This window comes from Psychrobacter maritimus (genome assembly GCF_029953575.1).
GTDB classification, from domain to species: domain Bacteria; phylum Pseudomonadota; class Gammaproteobacteria; order Pseudomonadales; family Moraxellaceae; genus Psychrobacter; species Psychrobacter maritimus.
Map to the genome: position 1 here is coordinate 655946 of NZ_CP124526.1, position 17086 is coordinate 673031.

Genomic DNA, 17086 nt, shown 5'->3' on the forward strand with positions numbered 1-17086 from the left:
TAAAATAAATGACAGCTATTATGTAAACTTATATAACGCCGTATTTACAAAGGCTATAAAGTCTACCAAGGCTATAAACCAAAATAACAAAGTATCGATGTATCGAATATATGCACCGATAAACGCATTGATAAAGGGCATTAAGATGGCAAATCAAACGACGAACCCAATAAAGCATCCATTAGATGAAAATAAAGTAAGCGAAACCAAGGCAATAACTGTCGTCAATGTCGCGGTGGCGGTCATTTATTATGAAAATCAGTATCTGCTAGGGTTTAGAGATGGCTCACAGCATCAAGGCAATCGTTATGAGTTTGTCGGCGGCAAGATAGATAGTCATGAAACTGCCAAGCAAGCGCTGATTCGTGAAGTCGCTGAAGAGACGGGCATCGATATTGCGAGTAATACTGCGGTCAAGCTTGGGCGCCTGCATCATGACTATGGTGATAAGCAAGTATGCTTACAGGTCTATAAAGTAGCGCTGAGCGCACAGCAGTACCAAGCGCATAAACATCGTAAGCAGGGTTTAGAAGGGCAAGCGCTAACATGGGTGGATAAATCGAAGTTACTGGCGGGAGATTACCATTTGCCAGCCGCCAATAAGACCATTCTTGCATGGTTGCGCTTACCGGCACAGATAGCGATTACCTATCCATTGGCACACTTTAACGATGCAGATCATCCTGACGCAGCATGGTTGCAGTATCATGTGGCGCATCTAAAACAAGATGCTTGGGTTTATATCCGACCAAAAGCAACAAATACAGAAGATAGTGTGCATCAATTGTTACGCTTACGTCCTGATATCCATGCGATTGTGCCTGATGCGTTAACTGATAAATTAACTGATAAATTAAGCGATGTATTAAATAGCAATGAGGCGAATGAGATAGCTATAAACCGCCAAATCGTAGCGAGTCATTTAACACAGACGCAGCTTATGCAATGGTTAAATAGTCATCAGAGCAATGATATATCTGACTGCAACAATGCTTTAAGCCATTCTTCAAGTTATCCGTTAATAGTAAGTTGTCACGACGCCGAGAGTATTGATGCGGCGAATCAGTTGGCACATATGCGTTTAGAGCAACAATTACCGCCTGTTATTGGTATGTTTCTGTCACCTGTTTTAGTCACTCAAAGCCATCCTGAAACCGCGTCGCTAGGCTGGCAAGCATGGGCAGAATTGGCCGCATTAGCAGATATGCCAGTGATTGCTTTAGGTGGTTTGTCACCAGTGATGAGTGCGCGCGCGGAACAATACGGTGGCGTTGCTGTCGCTGGCATTAGACAGTTTTTACAATAGTATTTCGCGTGCTTTTTGCGCTATCTTTTAGCTATTTTTATAAGCATTAATTAACGGGAAAGCGCTCGTTAATTAATGGGCTGATACAAGAGATTAGGTTGCCTGAGAGCAGGCGTTAACTCATGACAAAACACTGATTTCAAAACTCTTTTAACAGTCAGTAACTATGTGTTTGTTCTATGAGGCAAACATAGAATTACTTACAAACCGTTGCGTTTTCCTACATTGCGACACTGTTCTCATCGAGCCATTGCTATTACTATAACCTATCAAATTATCAAACGGCGCTGAGTCAGTTTTTAGCGAGCATTATCTAAAAATGGCTTATCTATCATTATCCTTTACCCAGCGCTCCTAAGGTTATGACGTAAACTCGTTATAACCGCATTTAATTTTCAGTTATTCTTCTTTTATATTGATAGTGAGTATTGAAAATTATTTTGCACTTATCTGCTAAACAGAGAATTTGATCATAAAGAATTTTTAACTATTACTATTAATAAATGGTACTCCTATGAAAACCAATAAGTTACCTCAGTCAGCATGGTCTGATTCTCAGGCAGCTGGTTCTCAATCACAGCAGACTGGCCAGTCAAGTCAGCACTATCTTGGAAAAAGCTATCTTGAAAAAAACTACCTTAAGAAAGATTATATAAATAAAGATTATCTAAGTAAAGGTCATCTTAAAGCGGATAGTGCTTTACAAACAGGTCATGCCAGTAACGACGCTAGCTATCATTATGACCACTTTGTCAGTGCTAACGAAGAATATTCCAAGCATTTGGCGACAGATACGTCAGCACATGACAGCTATTTTGGCTACAAACGCGTTGAAAAAAGCCTTGCCGAGGCAACAGAGTCTGCAATGATTAAGAATAGCAATCGTAAAGCCAGTAGCAGCAGCCTTAAAGCTAGCGATATGAAAAGCTATCCTAGTACAAATGAGGTGAGTAGTAATAACAATAATAAAAGCTCACAACCTGCTCACGGATATAAAAAAGCTGATAGCTATCAAAAGGTGAAAAAAACAACTGCAATACATATTGATAAAAATGTAGATACAGATACCGATGCAAATACTAAGTCATTAATGCTGCAGTCTATTAAAGGTAATATGGCAACAGGGCAGGCTGATGCTATAAATAGCTTAACTAAAACCCATCACTCTAAAACTCACAACCATCTTTCTTCTGAAACTGCCGACGCAGCAATAACAGAGATACCGGAGCGCATATTTATGAATGGACTTATTAAACACACAGGTATTGCTTTAGCAATTATCATACCGCTGGCGGCGTTTTCAGCGTATGCGGCGACGCCACCCGTCAATACCGCGGCTAAAGCTAATGTGACGGCTAATGCAACGACGGAGAAAACCAGCACCGAGACATTAGCCATCAAGCCGAGTGCTATCATTCATAAGTCTGCAAGTGTACCAACCACAGTTGATAGCGTTGATCTGAAAAAATACGCCGGCACTTGGTATGAGATAGGTCGTTTACCGATGTATTTTCAGCGCAATTGTGCCAGTGACGTGACGGCGACTTATGTGGAAAAAACCGACGGTTCAGGCATCAAGGTGATTAACCAATGCAAAGCGCAAGACGGTTCAGGAATTACAGCGGAAGGCTTAGCCAAACCAGCAGATACTACGGGCAGCAAGTTAAAGGTGACTTTCTTACCCTCTTGGATTCGCTGGTTGCCCGTCGGTCGTGCCGATTATTGGATACTCGCACATGATGCAGACTACAAAACAGCATTGGTTGGCACACCGGATAAAGACTATCTATGGTTGCTAGCGCGTTCACCAAATGTGAGCCAAGAAACTTATGCCAACTACCGCCAAATTGCTCAGCAACAGGGCTATGATTTAAAAGAATTTAAACTTACCACGCAGACCAATCAAACGGTGAAGTTGGTTCCATAAACGAGCCCTTGTCTATTATGACTAATTATCAATTATTAATAGTCTGTTATTGACAGCTAGTTATTGGTAGCTCGTTACTGAAAGCCATTTAAGTATTTTATATTAATCAGGTTTTTACATTTATTTTAGTCGATTAAAAATGGGATAGCAGCATAAGCTGTTTTTATTTTTTATTAAGTAACTTATAGAGTAATGAATAGTGCAATGAATAGTGCAATGAATAGAGAATGAAAAATGCGATAAGTTGGACAAATTCGGTTATCACTAGCAAAATAGGGCGTTTTAAGCTAAAATCTCCCTTATCTAAAGACTGCGCTGATAAAAACGGTGACGATAACCACTGCCGCAATAGTCGAGCGTTATCGTTTTAGAATCATTACCTAACTTAGTGATGACCTATCTATTTATATTTCTTTATACTTTACTGATTACCTAATTACTGACCATAAGGATGTTTCTCGTGAGCAACGCTGATACCTTACGCCAATTACATCAAGACCACTTGAGCAATTATAACCAACAAGAGCAACAAGCCATTGAGCTGATGGGGCTTTTGAATAAGCTTTATAATGAGCAAGATGTACAAGTGACCTTGTTTGGCGACACGCTAGATACGACTTCTGTAGGTCAAATATTGGCATTGCATCAAAAAGTAGCGCTACGCGAGCAAGATGCCAAATCTATCGATATCGCGGATACGTTAGCGATGGTGAAGACGCTTGCAGAGAGCAAAGATATCCAAGCGGCGCGTATCGATGTCGGTCAGCTGATTGCTAATGACAGTGATTTACAAGCGGCTTTACAGACTATTGGTACTGATAAAGGTGCTAGCAATGGCGCAACGGACGTCGTGCTATATGGTTTCGGCCGTATTGGTCGTATCTTAACGCGTCTATTGTTATCACAAGCATCAAGTGCCAAGGGTATGCAGCTAAAAGCGATTGTCGTACGTCCTGCAGCTGCGGGCGATTTGGCCAAGCGTGCCTCATTGCTAGAGCGTGATTCAATCCATGGTAGCTTCGCTGGTGGTGTGGTTGTCGATAATGAAAACAACGGTTTGATTATCAATGGCCGCTTTGTGCAAGTTATCTATGCCAAAGACCCAAGCGAGATTAATTATACTGCTTATGGTATCAAGGATGCATTGGTCATTGATAATACCGGTATCTGGAAAGATGAAGCCGGTCTTGGCAAGCATCTGCAGTCTACTGGCGTGAAAAAAGTATTGTTAACGGCTCCTGCAGGCGGCGATATCAAAAACGTCGTCTATGGCGTAAATAACGATACCGTTGGCGATGACACTATCGTTAGTGCAGCCAGCTGTACGACTAACGCCATTACCCCAACGTTAAAAGTTTTAAATGATGAATACGGTATCGAAAACGGTCACGTTGAAACCATTCACTCGTTCACTAACGATCAAAACTTAATTGATAATTATCATAAAGCTGATCGCCGTGGCCGCAGTGCAGTATTGAACATGGTTATTACCAGTACTGGCGCGGCAAAAGCGGTTGGTAAAGCACTACCAGAGCTGAGCGGTAAATTAACCGGTAATGCTATTCGTGTACCAACGCCAAACGTCAGCTTAGCCATTTTGAACTTAAATCTAAAAACTGCCCCAGCTAGTGCTGATGCGTTAAATGAGTTTATGCGTAAAATTTCTAATAGCAGTCAGTGGCAGACGCAAATTGCTTATACGGATTCTACCGAAGCGGTATCGACTGATTTTGTCGGTGATACGCATGTCGGTATCGTCGATGCACAAGCAACGATTTTGACCGATAACCATGCGATCGTTTATATTTGGTATGATAATGAAGTAGGCTATAGCACTCAGGTATTACGTTTGGCAACGCAAATGGCTGGCATCAGCTATACGCAAATTCCAGCGTAAAACATTGCACGGCTACTGTTTTAGCTGCTTTTATTTAGATGAAACAGCTATACGAAAGTAAGTTTTATCCTAGATAAATCGGTGTAAATGGTTAAAGGTAGTATTCAAACACCCGATAGTCCGAATGGTTATCGGGTGTTGTTGTCATAATAAATGCTAAGTTAGAGTGACATTACATTCTAACTGGCACACTTTTTAAAGAAGTTTTATAAACTCGAGATATTTTATAGTTATTAATTTTTATAATTATTAAGTTTTTCACAATTACCCAAACATATAGCTACAACCTAAAATACAGTCGTTGACTGTAACCAGTTGATAAACTGGATGGTAAATAAAGGAACGTAAGATGCGATTTATTGATGAAGCCGTCGTAACGGTAAAAGCAGGTGACGGTGGTAACGGAATCGCCAGTTTTCGCCGAGAAAAGTATGTCCCACGCGGTGGCCCTGATGGTGGCGATGGTGGTAAGGGCGGAGATGTCTATGTCATTGCAGAAGACAACACCAACACCTTAGTGGACTATCGTTATACCCGTCGTTATGACGCCATGCGCGGTGAAAACGGTCATAGTAAGAACTGTGCCGGTAAGGGTTCTGATGACATCTATTTGCCAGTCCCAATCGGTACGACTGTGGTCGATACCGAGACCGACGAAGTACTAGGTGATTTGATTGAGCTTGGTCAAACTTTACTGATTGCCAAAGGTGGCGATGGTGGTTTGGGTAATACCCATTTCAAAAGCTCGACCAACCAAGCACCGCGCAAAGCCACATCAGGTTTTGAAGGCGAGTTAAAAGTGCTTAAGTTTGAGCTAAAAGTTGTGGCTGATGTGGGTTTAATTGGTTTGCCTAATGCTGGTAAATCGACCTTTATCCGCCAAGTCTCTGCTGCTAGACCAAAAGTGGCCGATTATCCATTTACCACGTTAGTACCAAATTTAGGCGTGGTAGATATCGGTCGTCATCGCTCATTTGTCATGGCCGACATTCCAGGTTTAATTGAAGGCGCTTCAGAAGGCGCAGGACTTGGCATTCGCTTTTTAAAGCATGTCGCTCGTACGCGTCGTCTGTTACACTTGGTTGATGTAAAACCAATCGATGGCAGTGACCCAGTAGAAAACGCCCGTATCATTTTAAATGAGCTTGAGCGTTTTTCACCTGAATTGGCCAATTTGCCACAGATTTTAATCTTGAATAAAATCGATCAGGTTGCCGAAGAAGACCTAAATGAGCTTTGTACCCATATTGTGGCTGAGCTTGGTTGGACAGGTATTGTATTCCGTACCGCGACATTGACTGGCGAAGGCGTCGATGCCGTTAAGTACCATTTAATGAATGAGATTGAGCGTGAGCGTGAGCGTGAAATCGAAGACCCTATTTTTGCTGAAGCACAAAAAGAGCGTTTTGAGCGCTTAGAAGCAGAAGTACGTCTGAATACCGAAGCACAGCGTGAAGCATATCGTGCAGCTCGCAGAGCGGCGCGTGAAGGCATTGACTTAAACGACGATGTAGATGACGACGACCTAGATGATGATGGCGTTGAAGTGGTTTACGTGCCTTAAGTGTATTCTATTTAACTTCATGAGCTTTGAGTTCACAAGTTTTAACGTTAGGTGCTTTAAGTTTACGTTCTTTAAATAGGTGTGCGCACAGCTTTTAATTTAATCCCCGTAATCACTTTACACTAGCAACAGGAGTTTATATGGCAGTTGACATAGAGAACACGACCGAAGAAGCAAGGTTTGTTAAGCAAGCTCGCAACTTTGATATTCAGCGCGTTATTGTCAAGATTGGCTCATCGTTATTAACCAATAATGGGCGAGGGCTTGATCGAACTGCCATTTACGAGTGGGCAAAGCAGATTGCCAAGCTGCATAAGCGAGGCGTTGAAGTATTACTTGTATCTTCAGGTGCGGTTGCTGAAGGCGTCGTACGCATGAATCTTGATGAGCGTCCAAGGAAACTGGCGGCGCTACAAGCTTGTGCGTCTATTGGTCAGATGGGCTTGATTGAAACTTGGTGGTCAGCGTTGATTCAGCACGGTATTCAAAGCTCGCAGCTGCTACTGACACATGATGATCTGTCTAATCGTAGTCGCTATTTAAATACCACGGGGGCGTTGACGCAATTATTAGAATGGCGCGTGCTGCCAGTGATTAATGAGAACGATACCATTACCATTGACGAGATTAAATTCGGCGATAATGACACCTTGGGCGCGATGGCAGCGGCGATGGTCAATGCTGATTTATACATTATCTTAACCGATCAAGAAGGCGTCTTTACCGATAATCCCCGTAATAATCCTAATGCCAAAATGATCCGTCAAGAGCGGGCGATGGCTGATTATTTATTTGATATTGCCGGTGACGGTGGCAAACTTGGTCGCGGCGGTATGTTGACCAAAATCCGTGCCGGTCGCTTAGCTGCGATGGGCGGTTGTCCGACGGTCATCGTGAGTGGCGCTATCGACGATGTTATCACTCGTGTGGTTTCTGGCGAAGCCGTCGGTACGTTATTGACCACCAATGACGAAGATAAAATCATTGCACGTAAACAGTGGCTAGCGGCGCATTTGCGCATGTCAGGTTCTTTACTTGTTGATGCTGGTGCTGCAAAAGCGGTCGTTGAACATCATAAAAGCTTACTACCGGTCGGTGTGGTAGAAGTCCGCGGCGATTTCGATGAAGGTGATGTGGTTGAGATTGTGCATCAAGATACAGGCGAGCGTATCGCTGTCGGTCAAGTGAACTTCTCATCGCGTGATGCTTGCCGTGTGGCTCGTGAGCGTACGGAGCAGTTTGATAGAATCCTTGGGAACAATGAAGAGCGCGTGGTCATGGTACACCGTGACAACTTAGCGCTGACTATGTAGACCGTTTAAGTTATTTACCCTATTTTACATGTAAGTACGATAGATATAAGCACGATATTATTGATTAAAGGCTAACAGCAAATGACGCTCTAAAAATCCTAGATATTGTTTAATGAAGGCTAATCTGATGCCTGTTAACCAATCATTTAGCACGTTTGGGATTTTGTAATAGAGTGTCGCTATCTGAGCGTTTTAATATTCTTTTCTTTAACTTATTTTATCCAGCCCTGTTATTCATTTGGTGAGCTATTCATTTGAATAACGATGGGGCTGTTTTGGAGATTTGTACATGAGTGCTTCAGACAATAATAACGCGCTAGAGCAGAATTTTGCGCCTTTAAAGAACGATAGATTGCTACGCGCCTTGCGCTTTGAGCCAATAGATACCACGCCTGTGTGGATGATGCGCCAAGCCGGTCGTTATTTACCAGAATATAAAGCCACCCGCGCTGAAGCTGGTGACTTTATGAGTCTATGTAAAGACACCGCGCGCGCTACCGAAGTCACTTTGCAGCCATTACGTCGTTATGAGTTAGACGCTGCGATTTTATTTAGTGATATTTTAACCATTCCTGATGCGATGGGATTGGGTTTATACTTTGAAACCGGTGAAGGCCCAAAGTTTAAACACCCTATTCGTACGCAGGCAGATTTAGATAGATTGCCAGTACTCGATGTCAATGACTCGCTTGATTATGTCATGCGTGCGGTGACAAGTATTCGTAAAGCCTTAAACGGACAAGTGCCGTTGTTTGGTTTTTCTGGCAGTCCTTGGACGCTAGCGACTTATATGATTGAAGGCGGTAGCTCAAAAGATTATCGCTATACCAAAGGTTTCTTATATAGCAATCCTGAGTTTTTACATCAATTATTGGATAAGTTGGCAACGTCAGTAATCGATTATCTAGATGCACAAGTGGTTGCTGGGGCACAAATATTACAGATATTTGATAGCTGGGGCGGGGCGCTTGGTCATCGTCAATTTGTCGATTTCTCTCATGCTTATAATAAGCGCATTGTCGCTGAACTAAAGGTGCGTCATCCTGAAATACCAGTGGTATTGTTTACCAAAGGTGGCGGATTATGGCTTGATATTCAAGCCGATAGTGAAGCCGATGCCTTGGGTTTAGACTGGACGATGCCTATTGACCGTGCCCGTCAAGTCTTGACCGAAAGTCAGCGCCAGTTGACCAAGCACCATAAAAAACTACAAAGTAGCAAAGCCATTCAGGGTAATTTAGATCCTGCGACTTTATATGGTTCGCCTGCGACTATCCGTGCTGAAGTCAATGCCATGCTAGATAGCGCTTATGCCAATGGTGAAAAAACAGGCTATGTGGCAAACTTAGGTCACGGTATTACCCAGTGGGTCGACCCTGATAATGCCAAAGTCTTTATCGATGCGGTACATGACTATAAGATTTAATATTTAATGTGGCTAGTTTTTAAAATTAGCTAACGTTAAGAAGCGAGAGCTTATTAAAAGCGATAAATTTAGACGCTATTAAATTTAGAGGTTATTAGATTTAGACCCTATAATGTTTATACTTAGGTGTAGACATTATAGCTATCTACCATTAATTGAGTAAGAAACTGCATAAAAGAAAAGGGATATCTTATGATTTCAGCAGCGATTGTCGGCGGCACAGGCTATACAGGTATTGAGCTGATTCGCTTATTATCTGCCCATCCTGAAGTGTCTATTGATTTGCTAACCTCACGTAGCGAAGCTGGCACCCGAGCTGATGAGATATTCCCAAGCTTACGCGGCATCTCCGATATCGTTTTTAGCGATTTAGGTGATGAGACGCTAGCGACCTTGCAAAAATGCGATGTGGTATTCTTTGCGACCCCGCATGGCGTGGCAATGAAGCAAGCAGAGGCGTTAACGGCAGCGGGCGTAAAGGTCATTGATTTGGCCGCCGATTTTCGCTTGCAGTCATTAGCAGATTTTGAACACTGGTATCAGCAAGCCCATGCCTGTCCTGAATTATTAAAGACAGCCGTTTATGGTTTACCTGAAGTCAACCGTGAAAAACTTGCCGATGCTTTGGTAGTCGGTAACCCTGGCTGTTATCCAACCACAGCTATCTTGGGCTTAAAACCCATTATCGATGCGCAAAATAAGCAAGCCCAAAGGCTGGTTGAACCACGTATCGTTATCGATGCGAAATCTGGCGTTTCGGGCGCGGGTCGTCAAGCAAAGCTTGCCCTTAACTATGCTGAAACCACAGACAATTTCAAAGCCTATAGCGTTGAAGGTCATCGGCATTTACCAGAGATTGAGCAGGGTGTTGCTCAGTTATTAGAGAGTCAATTTAGCCATCGTATCCGTTTTTTACCGCATCTTGTGCCGATGATACGCGGGATGCTCAGCTCTATTCATCTTGAGCTGACGGATGCAGGCGCTGCTATTGATTGGCAGCAAGTATTTGAGACAAGCTACGCTGCAGAACCCTTTGTGGATGTGATGCCAAAGGGTCTTTATCCTGATACGCGCAGTGTGCGTGCCAGTAATCGCCTGCGTATTGGTATCCATCAAGACAATGCGCGTGCCGAGCTGACGGTGATTGTCGTGCAAGACAACTTGGTGAAAGGTGCGGCTGGGCAAGCGGTGCAAAATATGAATGTGATGTTTGGTTTCGATGAATCAATGGGCTTGAATTTTGCCCCTATCGTTCCTTAACAGATGTTTATCTATTATCAAATCCTTCATGTTTATGGCGCTAGGTATTGATTATAAATTCCGCTATAATAACCTGCCCTTACTGTTAAGAGATACTGTCTAAATGCGTTTGAAGAGTGTACTACGCCTTTGCCCACAGCCCGCACGTTTAGCGTGCCAAGACTCTATTTCTTATGATTTGGAGCGTAGTCTGCATCTCTCTTACCCTGATTATCGCAATTGTTATGGTATCAATAGCCATGGCATCAGTCAGTCACAGCAAGGTGCTTCTACCTTAGTATTGGCATTATTTGTGGTGGCGATATTGGTAACAGCAGTGGTTGGACTGTTATTTGGTCACAAACTTGGCTATCAGCGCGGCTATTATTCGATGCAAACCGAAGCGAAGCAAGCAGTTATTACCAGTAAAGAGGCAACGCAAGAGCTAAAAGATTTACGCCTTAGCAGTAAAATCGCGACCAATGAAGCGGCTACCGCTAAGCAAGAGCTAGAAATAAGTTTGGCAAACCTAAAAGAGCTACGCGAAAATCAGCAAGAACTGACGGTTGAAAACAAACAAGTGGCGCAGCTTAATGAGATATATGCCGAAATCATTAGCGAACAAGGCGGGATGCCATTACAGATACTTGGCGCGAAGATTGAACCTTTACCTGAGAACGCTTTTGAATATGGCTTCGATATTGGTATGCTTGCCAGCGATGGTAAAGCCAAGCGCTTAAAACCAATGTTAACCTTGCTCAATGACGATGACTTTGTAGAAGTGCCATTAGAGCCAGCAAGTTATACCATTGAAGGAATCACGCGCATTCGTGGACGCTTTATGATGCCGTCAGGCTTTAAGCCGTTGCAGGTTAAGCTGAGCTTGCGAGCAGGTGGACAGGAAGTAGAGCAATTATACGATTGGAAGCTTGGCGACAAGGTCGATAATATGCCGCTGTCACTATTAGACTTACCAGAGGTTGATGAAAGCCCGATTGAACCTTAATCTTTTAAGGTTTGGTTGAGCCTTGCTGTTTGCATCTTTTACTATTTTTATGTTGCTGTCTCCCATGGCTGACACCTAATGACATATCAATATGTCGATATGTCTGCCAATCTTTTTTAATCCCCCTTTATGTTGTTATAAACACACCTATTAATTTGTATTCTAATTATGATAAAACAAACCCTATTACAATCAACGCCCACCGTTGCGGATTGGCATTTCCCCAATATACCGACGCATTTTGCGCAAGATGGCGATCCCGAAGGTGAAACCACACCGCAAGCTGACGTATTAGTGGCAGAGCCAGAAGTTGCAAAACCACCGATGTATGCGGTGGTGATGTATAACGATAACTACACGCCGATGGAGTTTGTCGTTTATGTGCTGCAGTCAGAATTCCGTCATAGTATGGATTCAGCGGTTGAGATTATGCTGACCATTCATAATAGTAGCAAAGGTATTGCGGGTATTTATCCAAAAGACATTGCTGAAACCAAAGCCAAAAAAGTTAATAGCCTTGCGCACCGTGAAGGCTATCCTTTATTGACTCAAATAGAGCCGCATCAAGGCGAATAGTTTTTTAGCACGCTTCTGTGATATGTTTTCTACATTTTCCCTGTTTATATGACCTCAGTTTCTACATCAATTGCTACTATTTTATTTATACCATTAGCTTTTATCCTTCAAAATACTTTCTAACCTAGAGCAATAGAGCAAGCCTGATGAGTTATTTAACGGTTTGCTCTAATATATCTATCGACTCACTTTAAGTCTAATGCCTGCAAATTTAGTATCTCGCCAGTTATTATCTCTTCAATATGTCTAACCCTTTCATTTTAGACTTGATTTTCCTCTGATACAGCCCTATATATTAAAGTTACTCTTGTACACTTAATCTCAGTTTATCCCTCGTTTTTTTAAATCGTTTTAGCATTTTTATCTCTGTTATATTCAACAGCCAATCTCGAAAATATACGCTCACATTACTTTATTGCTTATGGTTTTTTGGCTGTATCAATGCTTCTAACAAGCTTGGTGGACACTTCGATACATTTTAATCAGCGTTAATAGATTGACTATCTTTAAGTATCATGTTGATATAAAGGTAAGCTGAAAATAATGTCTACGTCATGGAAGTCGGTATTGAATAACATTGAGTAAAGTCTCTTAATAAACCTAACATAGCCCTTGAACAATCCATCTATCGCCCTGATTTAGTTACTAACTCATTCATAAAGCTATCAATAATAAGATAGGTACAACCGTAGGAAGTCCTTATGTTAAGTCGTCATCTTGAAGTTTCTTTGCGTTTAGCAATGACACTTGCGCGCCAAAAATCGCATGAGTATCTCACTGTTGAACATCTACTACTGGCATTATTAGAAAATACCAATGCTGCCAATACGTTGACTGCTTGCAATGCCAATGTCTCAACCTTGCGTAGCGAGCTTGAAGCTTATATCAATAAGCATACGCCAACGGTCGATGCTGAGACTGAGCAATCACCACAACCGACCCAAAGTTTTGATCGTATCCTGCAACGGGCTATTTTCCATGTGCAGTCTATTGGTGGCGGTCGTCTGGTTGAAGGGTCTGATATTTTGGTATCGATGTTTTCAGAGCATGATACTTATGCGGTTTATTTGCTCAAAAAGCAGGGCATCAGTCGCCTTGAGCTGACCCAGTATTTATCACACGGTCAAGATAAAGACGAGCCATCTGAGCCACGTGCTTCGATGACAGGTGAGCGCCGTAGTGCCTCAGAAAAGACCAGTAAAGACCCCTTGGTCGAATTTGCAACCAACTTAAACCAGCGTGCCGCTGAAGGTAAAACCGATCCATTAATTGGCCGTGGCCCTGAAATTGAGCGCGCAGCCCAAGTATTATGTCGTCGCCGTAAAAATAACCCGCTATTGGTGGGTGAGCCGGGCGTGGGTAAAACCTCGATTGCAGAAGGTTTGGCGTGGTTGATTATTAATGATAAAGCACCGAAGCCACTCAACGGCTGCGTGATTTATAGTCTAGATATTGGCTCGTTAATCGCCGGTACTAAGTATCGCGGTGATTTTGAAAAACGCATGAAGTCGCTGCTTGACGCGCTAAAGAAAAAGCCCAATGCGATTTTGTTTATTGATGAGATTCATATGATTATTGGCGCAGGCTCGTCAATGAGTAGCAATATGGATGTATCAAACTTAATCAAACCGGCACTTGCCAATGGTGAGCTGCGCTGTATTGGTTCAACGACCTTTACTGAATATCGTCAGGTGTTTGAAAAAGACCATGCATTATCACGTCGTTTCCAAAAAATCGATGTGAAAGAGCCAAGTGTTGATGACAGTATCGATATCTTACGTGGGCTGAAGCCGCGCTATGAAGAGTTCCATAATGTCGAATATACCGACGAGGCTTTGGTAACAGCTGTTCAATTATCAGCCAAGCATATCCATGAGCGTTTTTTACCGGATAAAGCCATCGATGTCATCGATGAAGCTGGTGCGTATAAGCGTTTGGGTATCGTCGCTGATTTGGACGATATTGATGCCGAAGAAAGCTTTATCGCTGATTTAGAGCAAGATTTTGATGCGCAAATCGATGCCGATGAAGAAGGTTTTGAGGGCGTTGATGATGACAGTATTGATGAGACAGGCACGGTCAATGAGATGCAAGACGAAGCAAATGCTGCCAAAGCCAATGATAGAGCGAAAGCCGATGGGTCTAAAAAATCTGAGGGCAAACGTGCACCGATAAAAATTGATGTCGCCGATATTGAAGCTATCGTTGCCAAGCTTGCGCGTATTCCACCCAAATCCGTATCCAGTGATGATAAGAGTATTCTTCAGCATTTAGACCGTGACTTGAAGCACTTGGTGTTTGGGCAAGATGAAGCGATTGAGACCTTGGCCGATGCGATTAAATTATCGCGTGCCGGTCTTAAAGCACCCGATAAGCCAATTGGTTCATTTATGTTTGCTGGTCCTACCGGGGTTGGTAAAACAGAGGTCTCGCGTCAGCTAGCAAACTTATTGGGCGTCGAGTTGGTACGCTTTGATATGTCAGAGTATATGGAAGCGCATACCGCTTCACGTCTGATAGGTGCGCCTCCAGGTTATGTTGGTTATGATCAAGGCGGTTTGCTTACCGAAAAAATCAATCAGCATCCGCATTGCGTGTTGTTGCTTGATGAAATCGAAAAAGCCCATCCAGATGTCTTTAACTTGTTATTGCAAGTGATGGATCATGGCACCTTGACCGATAATAATGGTCGCGTCGCTATCTTTAAGCAAGTGATTGTGATTATGACCACCAACGTCGGTGCCGATAGTATCAGTCGTTCTTCTATGGGCTTCACACAGCAAGACCATAGCCGTGATAATACCGAGGCGCTCAAACGTGTGTTTACGCCTGAGTTCCGTAACCGTCTTGATGCCATCATTCAATTTAATCCATTGGATACCTCTGTCGTCGTCTCTGTGGTCGATAAGTTCTTGGTTGAGCTACAAGTCCAGCTTGATGATAAACAAGTAACACTAGAGATTGATGATGAGGTACGTGATTACTTAGCGGATAAAGGTTATGATCGCCTAATGGGTGCGCGTCCTATGCAGCGTCTGATTCAAGACGAGATTAAGAAACCATTGGCAAGCATGATTTTGTTTGGCGACTTGGTAAACGGCGGGGTCGTCCATCTGACCTTGGAGCCTGAAGATGCTAAAGATCAAGACGGCAATGCGGTTAAGCTTGAGAAAGGGTCAGATAAAGGCTCCTCTGACAGTCGTATTATTCTAACGGTTGTTGAGACACATGAGCCGCATCCAGACTCTGAATCATTAGCCAGCTAGGTAGTTTTTGCTGTTAGTATCATAAAAATGGTTACTGCGTTATAAAAACGGTTACTGCGGTAGCCGTTTTTTTTATTGCTAATTATCACATAGCAAAGCCAATATTTTGCTAATATCAGTGTTAGCGTATCCTGATAACAAATAAAAAAGGATTGATTATGACATTACTTGATGTACAAGCAACAAAGACAGAGGCACAAAAACAAGCGATTTTAGACAATGTACGCTTACCAGAAGACTGGAAAAACGCCTTAGCGGAAGAATTAACCTCTGACAATATGGATAATTTGCGCGCGTTTTTAAAGGAAGCCTATCAATCGGACGATAGTATCTATCCACCAGCCCCTTTGATGTTTAATGCGTTAAATTTAACCCCTTTATCACAGGTTAAAGTCGTGATTTTAGGTCAAGATCCTTATCACGGACCAGGACAAGCAATGGGTTTATCATTTTCAGTGCCCAAAGCCATTCCAAAGCCACCGTCACTGAATAATTTGTTGAAAGAGATGGCAAGTGACATAGGTATCACGTCATCAAAACATGGTGACCTGACCTACTGGGCACAGCAAGGCGTATTGTTATTAAATAGCTCATTGACCGTGAGAGAAGGGGAGCCAAATAGTCATCAGAATAAAGGTTGGGAGCAGTTTACCGATGCGGTCATTGATGTGGTCAATGAACAAACAGAGCATACGGTATTTATATTGTGGGGTAGTAAAGCGCAGAAAAAAGGCAAATATATTAATACTGATAAACATCTGATTTTGACGGCTGTACATCCTTCACCGCTGGCTGCTAACCGTGGTGGATTTTTCGGTTCCAAGCCATTTTCTAAAACCAATGATTATCTACTACAGTATGGTCGAACGCCAATTGACTGGCAGCTGCCACAGTAGCTGTTGAAAATAATCGTCAAAAGTGGTTTTTAAAATAATAGTTCTATTAATATTCAAAATAATAGTTGTACTGATAAATGAAACATAGACAAACGATAAGCTTGCAGCCTTATCAATTAGCGAGCAGCCTGATATCGGCAAGTACCTTTTGGTTGATTGAAGATTTTAAGTGGATGCAAAAAGCCCTTAAGCTTGCCAAACAAGGTGCCGCGCGTGAAGAGGTGCCAGTAGGGGCGATACTGGTGCACAATCAGCAAGTAATTGGGCAAGGATTTAACGAGCCGATTGGACGCCATGATGCGACGGCTCATGCTGAAATTGTCGCTTTAAGAGATGCTTGCATGCGTTTAAAAAACTATCGCTTGCCATTACAGACGACGTTATATGTGACTTTAGAGCCGTGTACCATGTGTATCGGGGCGCTGATTCATGCTCGAGTGGATAGACTTATTTATGCGGCAAGTGAGCCGAGGGCTGGCATGGTTGGCAGTCAAATGAACTTGGCTGCCCAGCCATTTTATAACCATAGTATTCAAGTACATAAAGGCTTGTGTAGTGAACATAGCAGTCAGATGCTAAAGGCTTTTTTTCGTGAGCGCCGCCAAGCGTTAAAAAATAGCAAGCGCTAAAAATAACAGTGAGCATAAACCATTAACAAGATATTATGCTC

General features: G+C 42.8%; 12 protein-coding genes. All 12 read left to right on the forward strand.

From position 1 onward, the window contains the following. The first annotated feature begins 145 nt into the window (after positions 1-145). The 12 genes from QJS82_RS02830 (at position 146) to tadA (ending at position 17045) form a co-directional block, all read left to right on the forward strand. Positions 146-1306: an NUDIX domain-containing protein gene (locus QJS82_RS02830; RefSeq protein ID WP_281491166.1), complete on the forward strand. Its 1161-nt coding sequence runs from the start codon at positions 146-148 to the stop codon at positions 1304-1306. Positions 1307-1820: 514 nt separating this feature from the next. Beyond that, positions 1821-3233 carry a lipocalin family protein gene (locus tag QJS82_RS02835; RefSeq protein ID WP_281491167.1) on the forward strand — a complete coding sequence of 471 codons (1413 nt, stop codon included), beginning with the start codon at positions 1821-1823 and terminating at the stop codon, positions 3231-3233. A gap of 451 nt (positions 3234-3684) precedes the next feature. After that, positions 3685-5130 (forward strand): glyceraldehyde-3-phosphate dehydrogenase, encoded by a 1446-nt coding sequence (locus tag QJS82_RS02840; RefSeq protein WP_281491168.1) that lies wholly within the window; start codon positions 3685-3687, stop codon positions 5128-5130. Between the two features lie 349 nt (positions 5131-5479). After that, on the forward strand, positions 5480-6694 hold the full coding sequence (gene cgtA, locus QJS82_RS02845; RefSeq protein ID WP_201565473.1) for an Obg family GTPase CgtA: 1215 nt from the start codon (positions 5480-5482) through the stop codon (positions 6692-6694). Positions 6695-6834: 140 nt separating this feature from the next. Further along, complete coding sequence (gene proB, locus QJS82_RS02850) at positions 6835-8007, forward strand: glutamate 5-kinase (RefSeq protein WP_281491169.1); 1173 nt, start codon at positions 6835-6837, stop codon at positions 8005-8007. 289 nt (positions 8008-8296) lie between these two features. After that, entirely contained in the window at positions 8297-9433 is a 1137-nt protein-coding gene (gene hemE, locus QJS82_RS02855; RefSeq protein WP_281491170.1) for a uroporphyrinogen decarboxylase, read from the forward strand. Between the two features lie 192 nt (positions 9434-9625). Beyond that, positions 9626-10693, forward strand: coding sequence for an N-acetyl-gamma-glutamyl-phosphate reductase (gene argC / locus QJS82_RS02860; protein WP_281491171.1), 1068 nt, complete (start codon positions 9626-9628; stop codon positions 10691-10693). A 103-nt stretch (positions 10694-10796) separates the two neighbouring features. Next, the gene (locus tag QJS82_RS02865) at positions 10797-11678 is read left to right on the forward strand and encodes a hypothetical protein (RefSeq protein ID WP_281491172.1); all 882 of its coding nucleotides are present in this window, start codon (positions 10797-10799) and stop codon (positions 11676-11678) included. Between the two features lie 168 nt (positions 11679-11846). After that, positions 11847-12254, forward strand: coding sequence for an ATP-dependent Clp protease adaptor ClpS (locus tag QJS82_RS02870; RefSeq protein ID WP_201565456.1), 408 nt, complete (start codon positions 11847-11849; stop codon positions 12252-12254). Positions 12255-12955: 701 nt separating this feature from the next. Continuing rightward, positions 12956-15520: an AAA family ATPase gene (locus tag QJS82_RS02875; protein WP_281491173.1), complete on the forward strand. Its 2565-nt coding sequence runs from the start codon at positions 12956-12958 to the stop codon at positions 15518-15520. A gap of 158 nt (positions 15521-15678) precedes the next feature. Next, on the forward strand, positions 15679-16416 hold the full coding sequence (locus tag QJS82_RS02880; protein WP_281491174.1) for a uracil-DNA glycosylase: 738 nt from the start codon (positions 15679-15681) through the stop codon (positions 16414-16416). A gap of 77 nt (positions 16417-16493) precedes the next feature. After that, positions 16494-17045, forward strand: a complete 552-nt coding sequence (gene tadA, locus QJS82_RS02885; RefSeq protein ID WP_281491175.1) for a tRNA adenosine(34) deaminase TadA — start codon at positions 16494-16496, stop codon at positions 17043-17045. Positions 17046-17086: the final 41 nt, after the last annotated feature.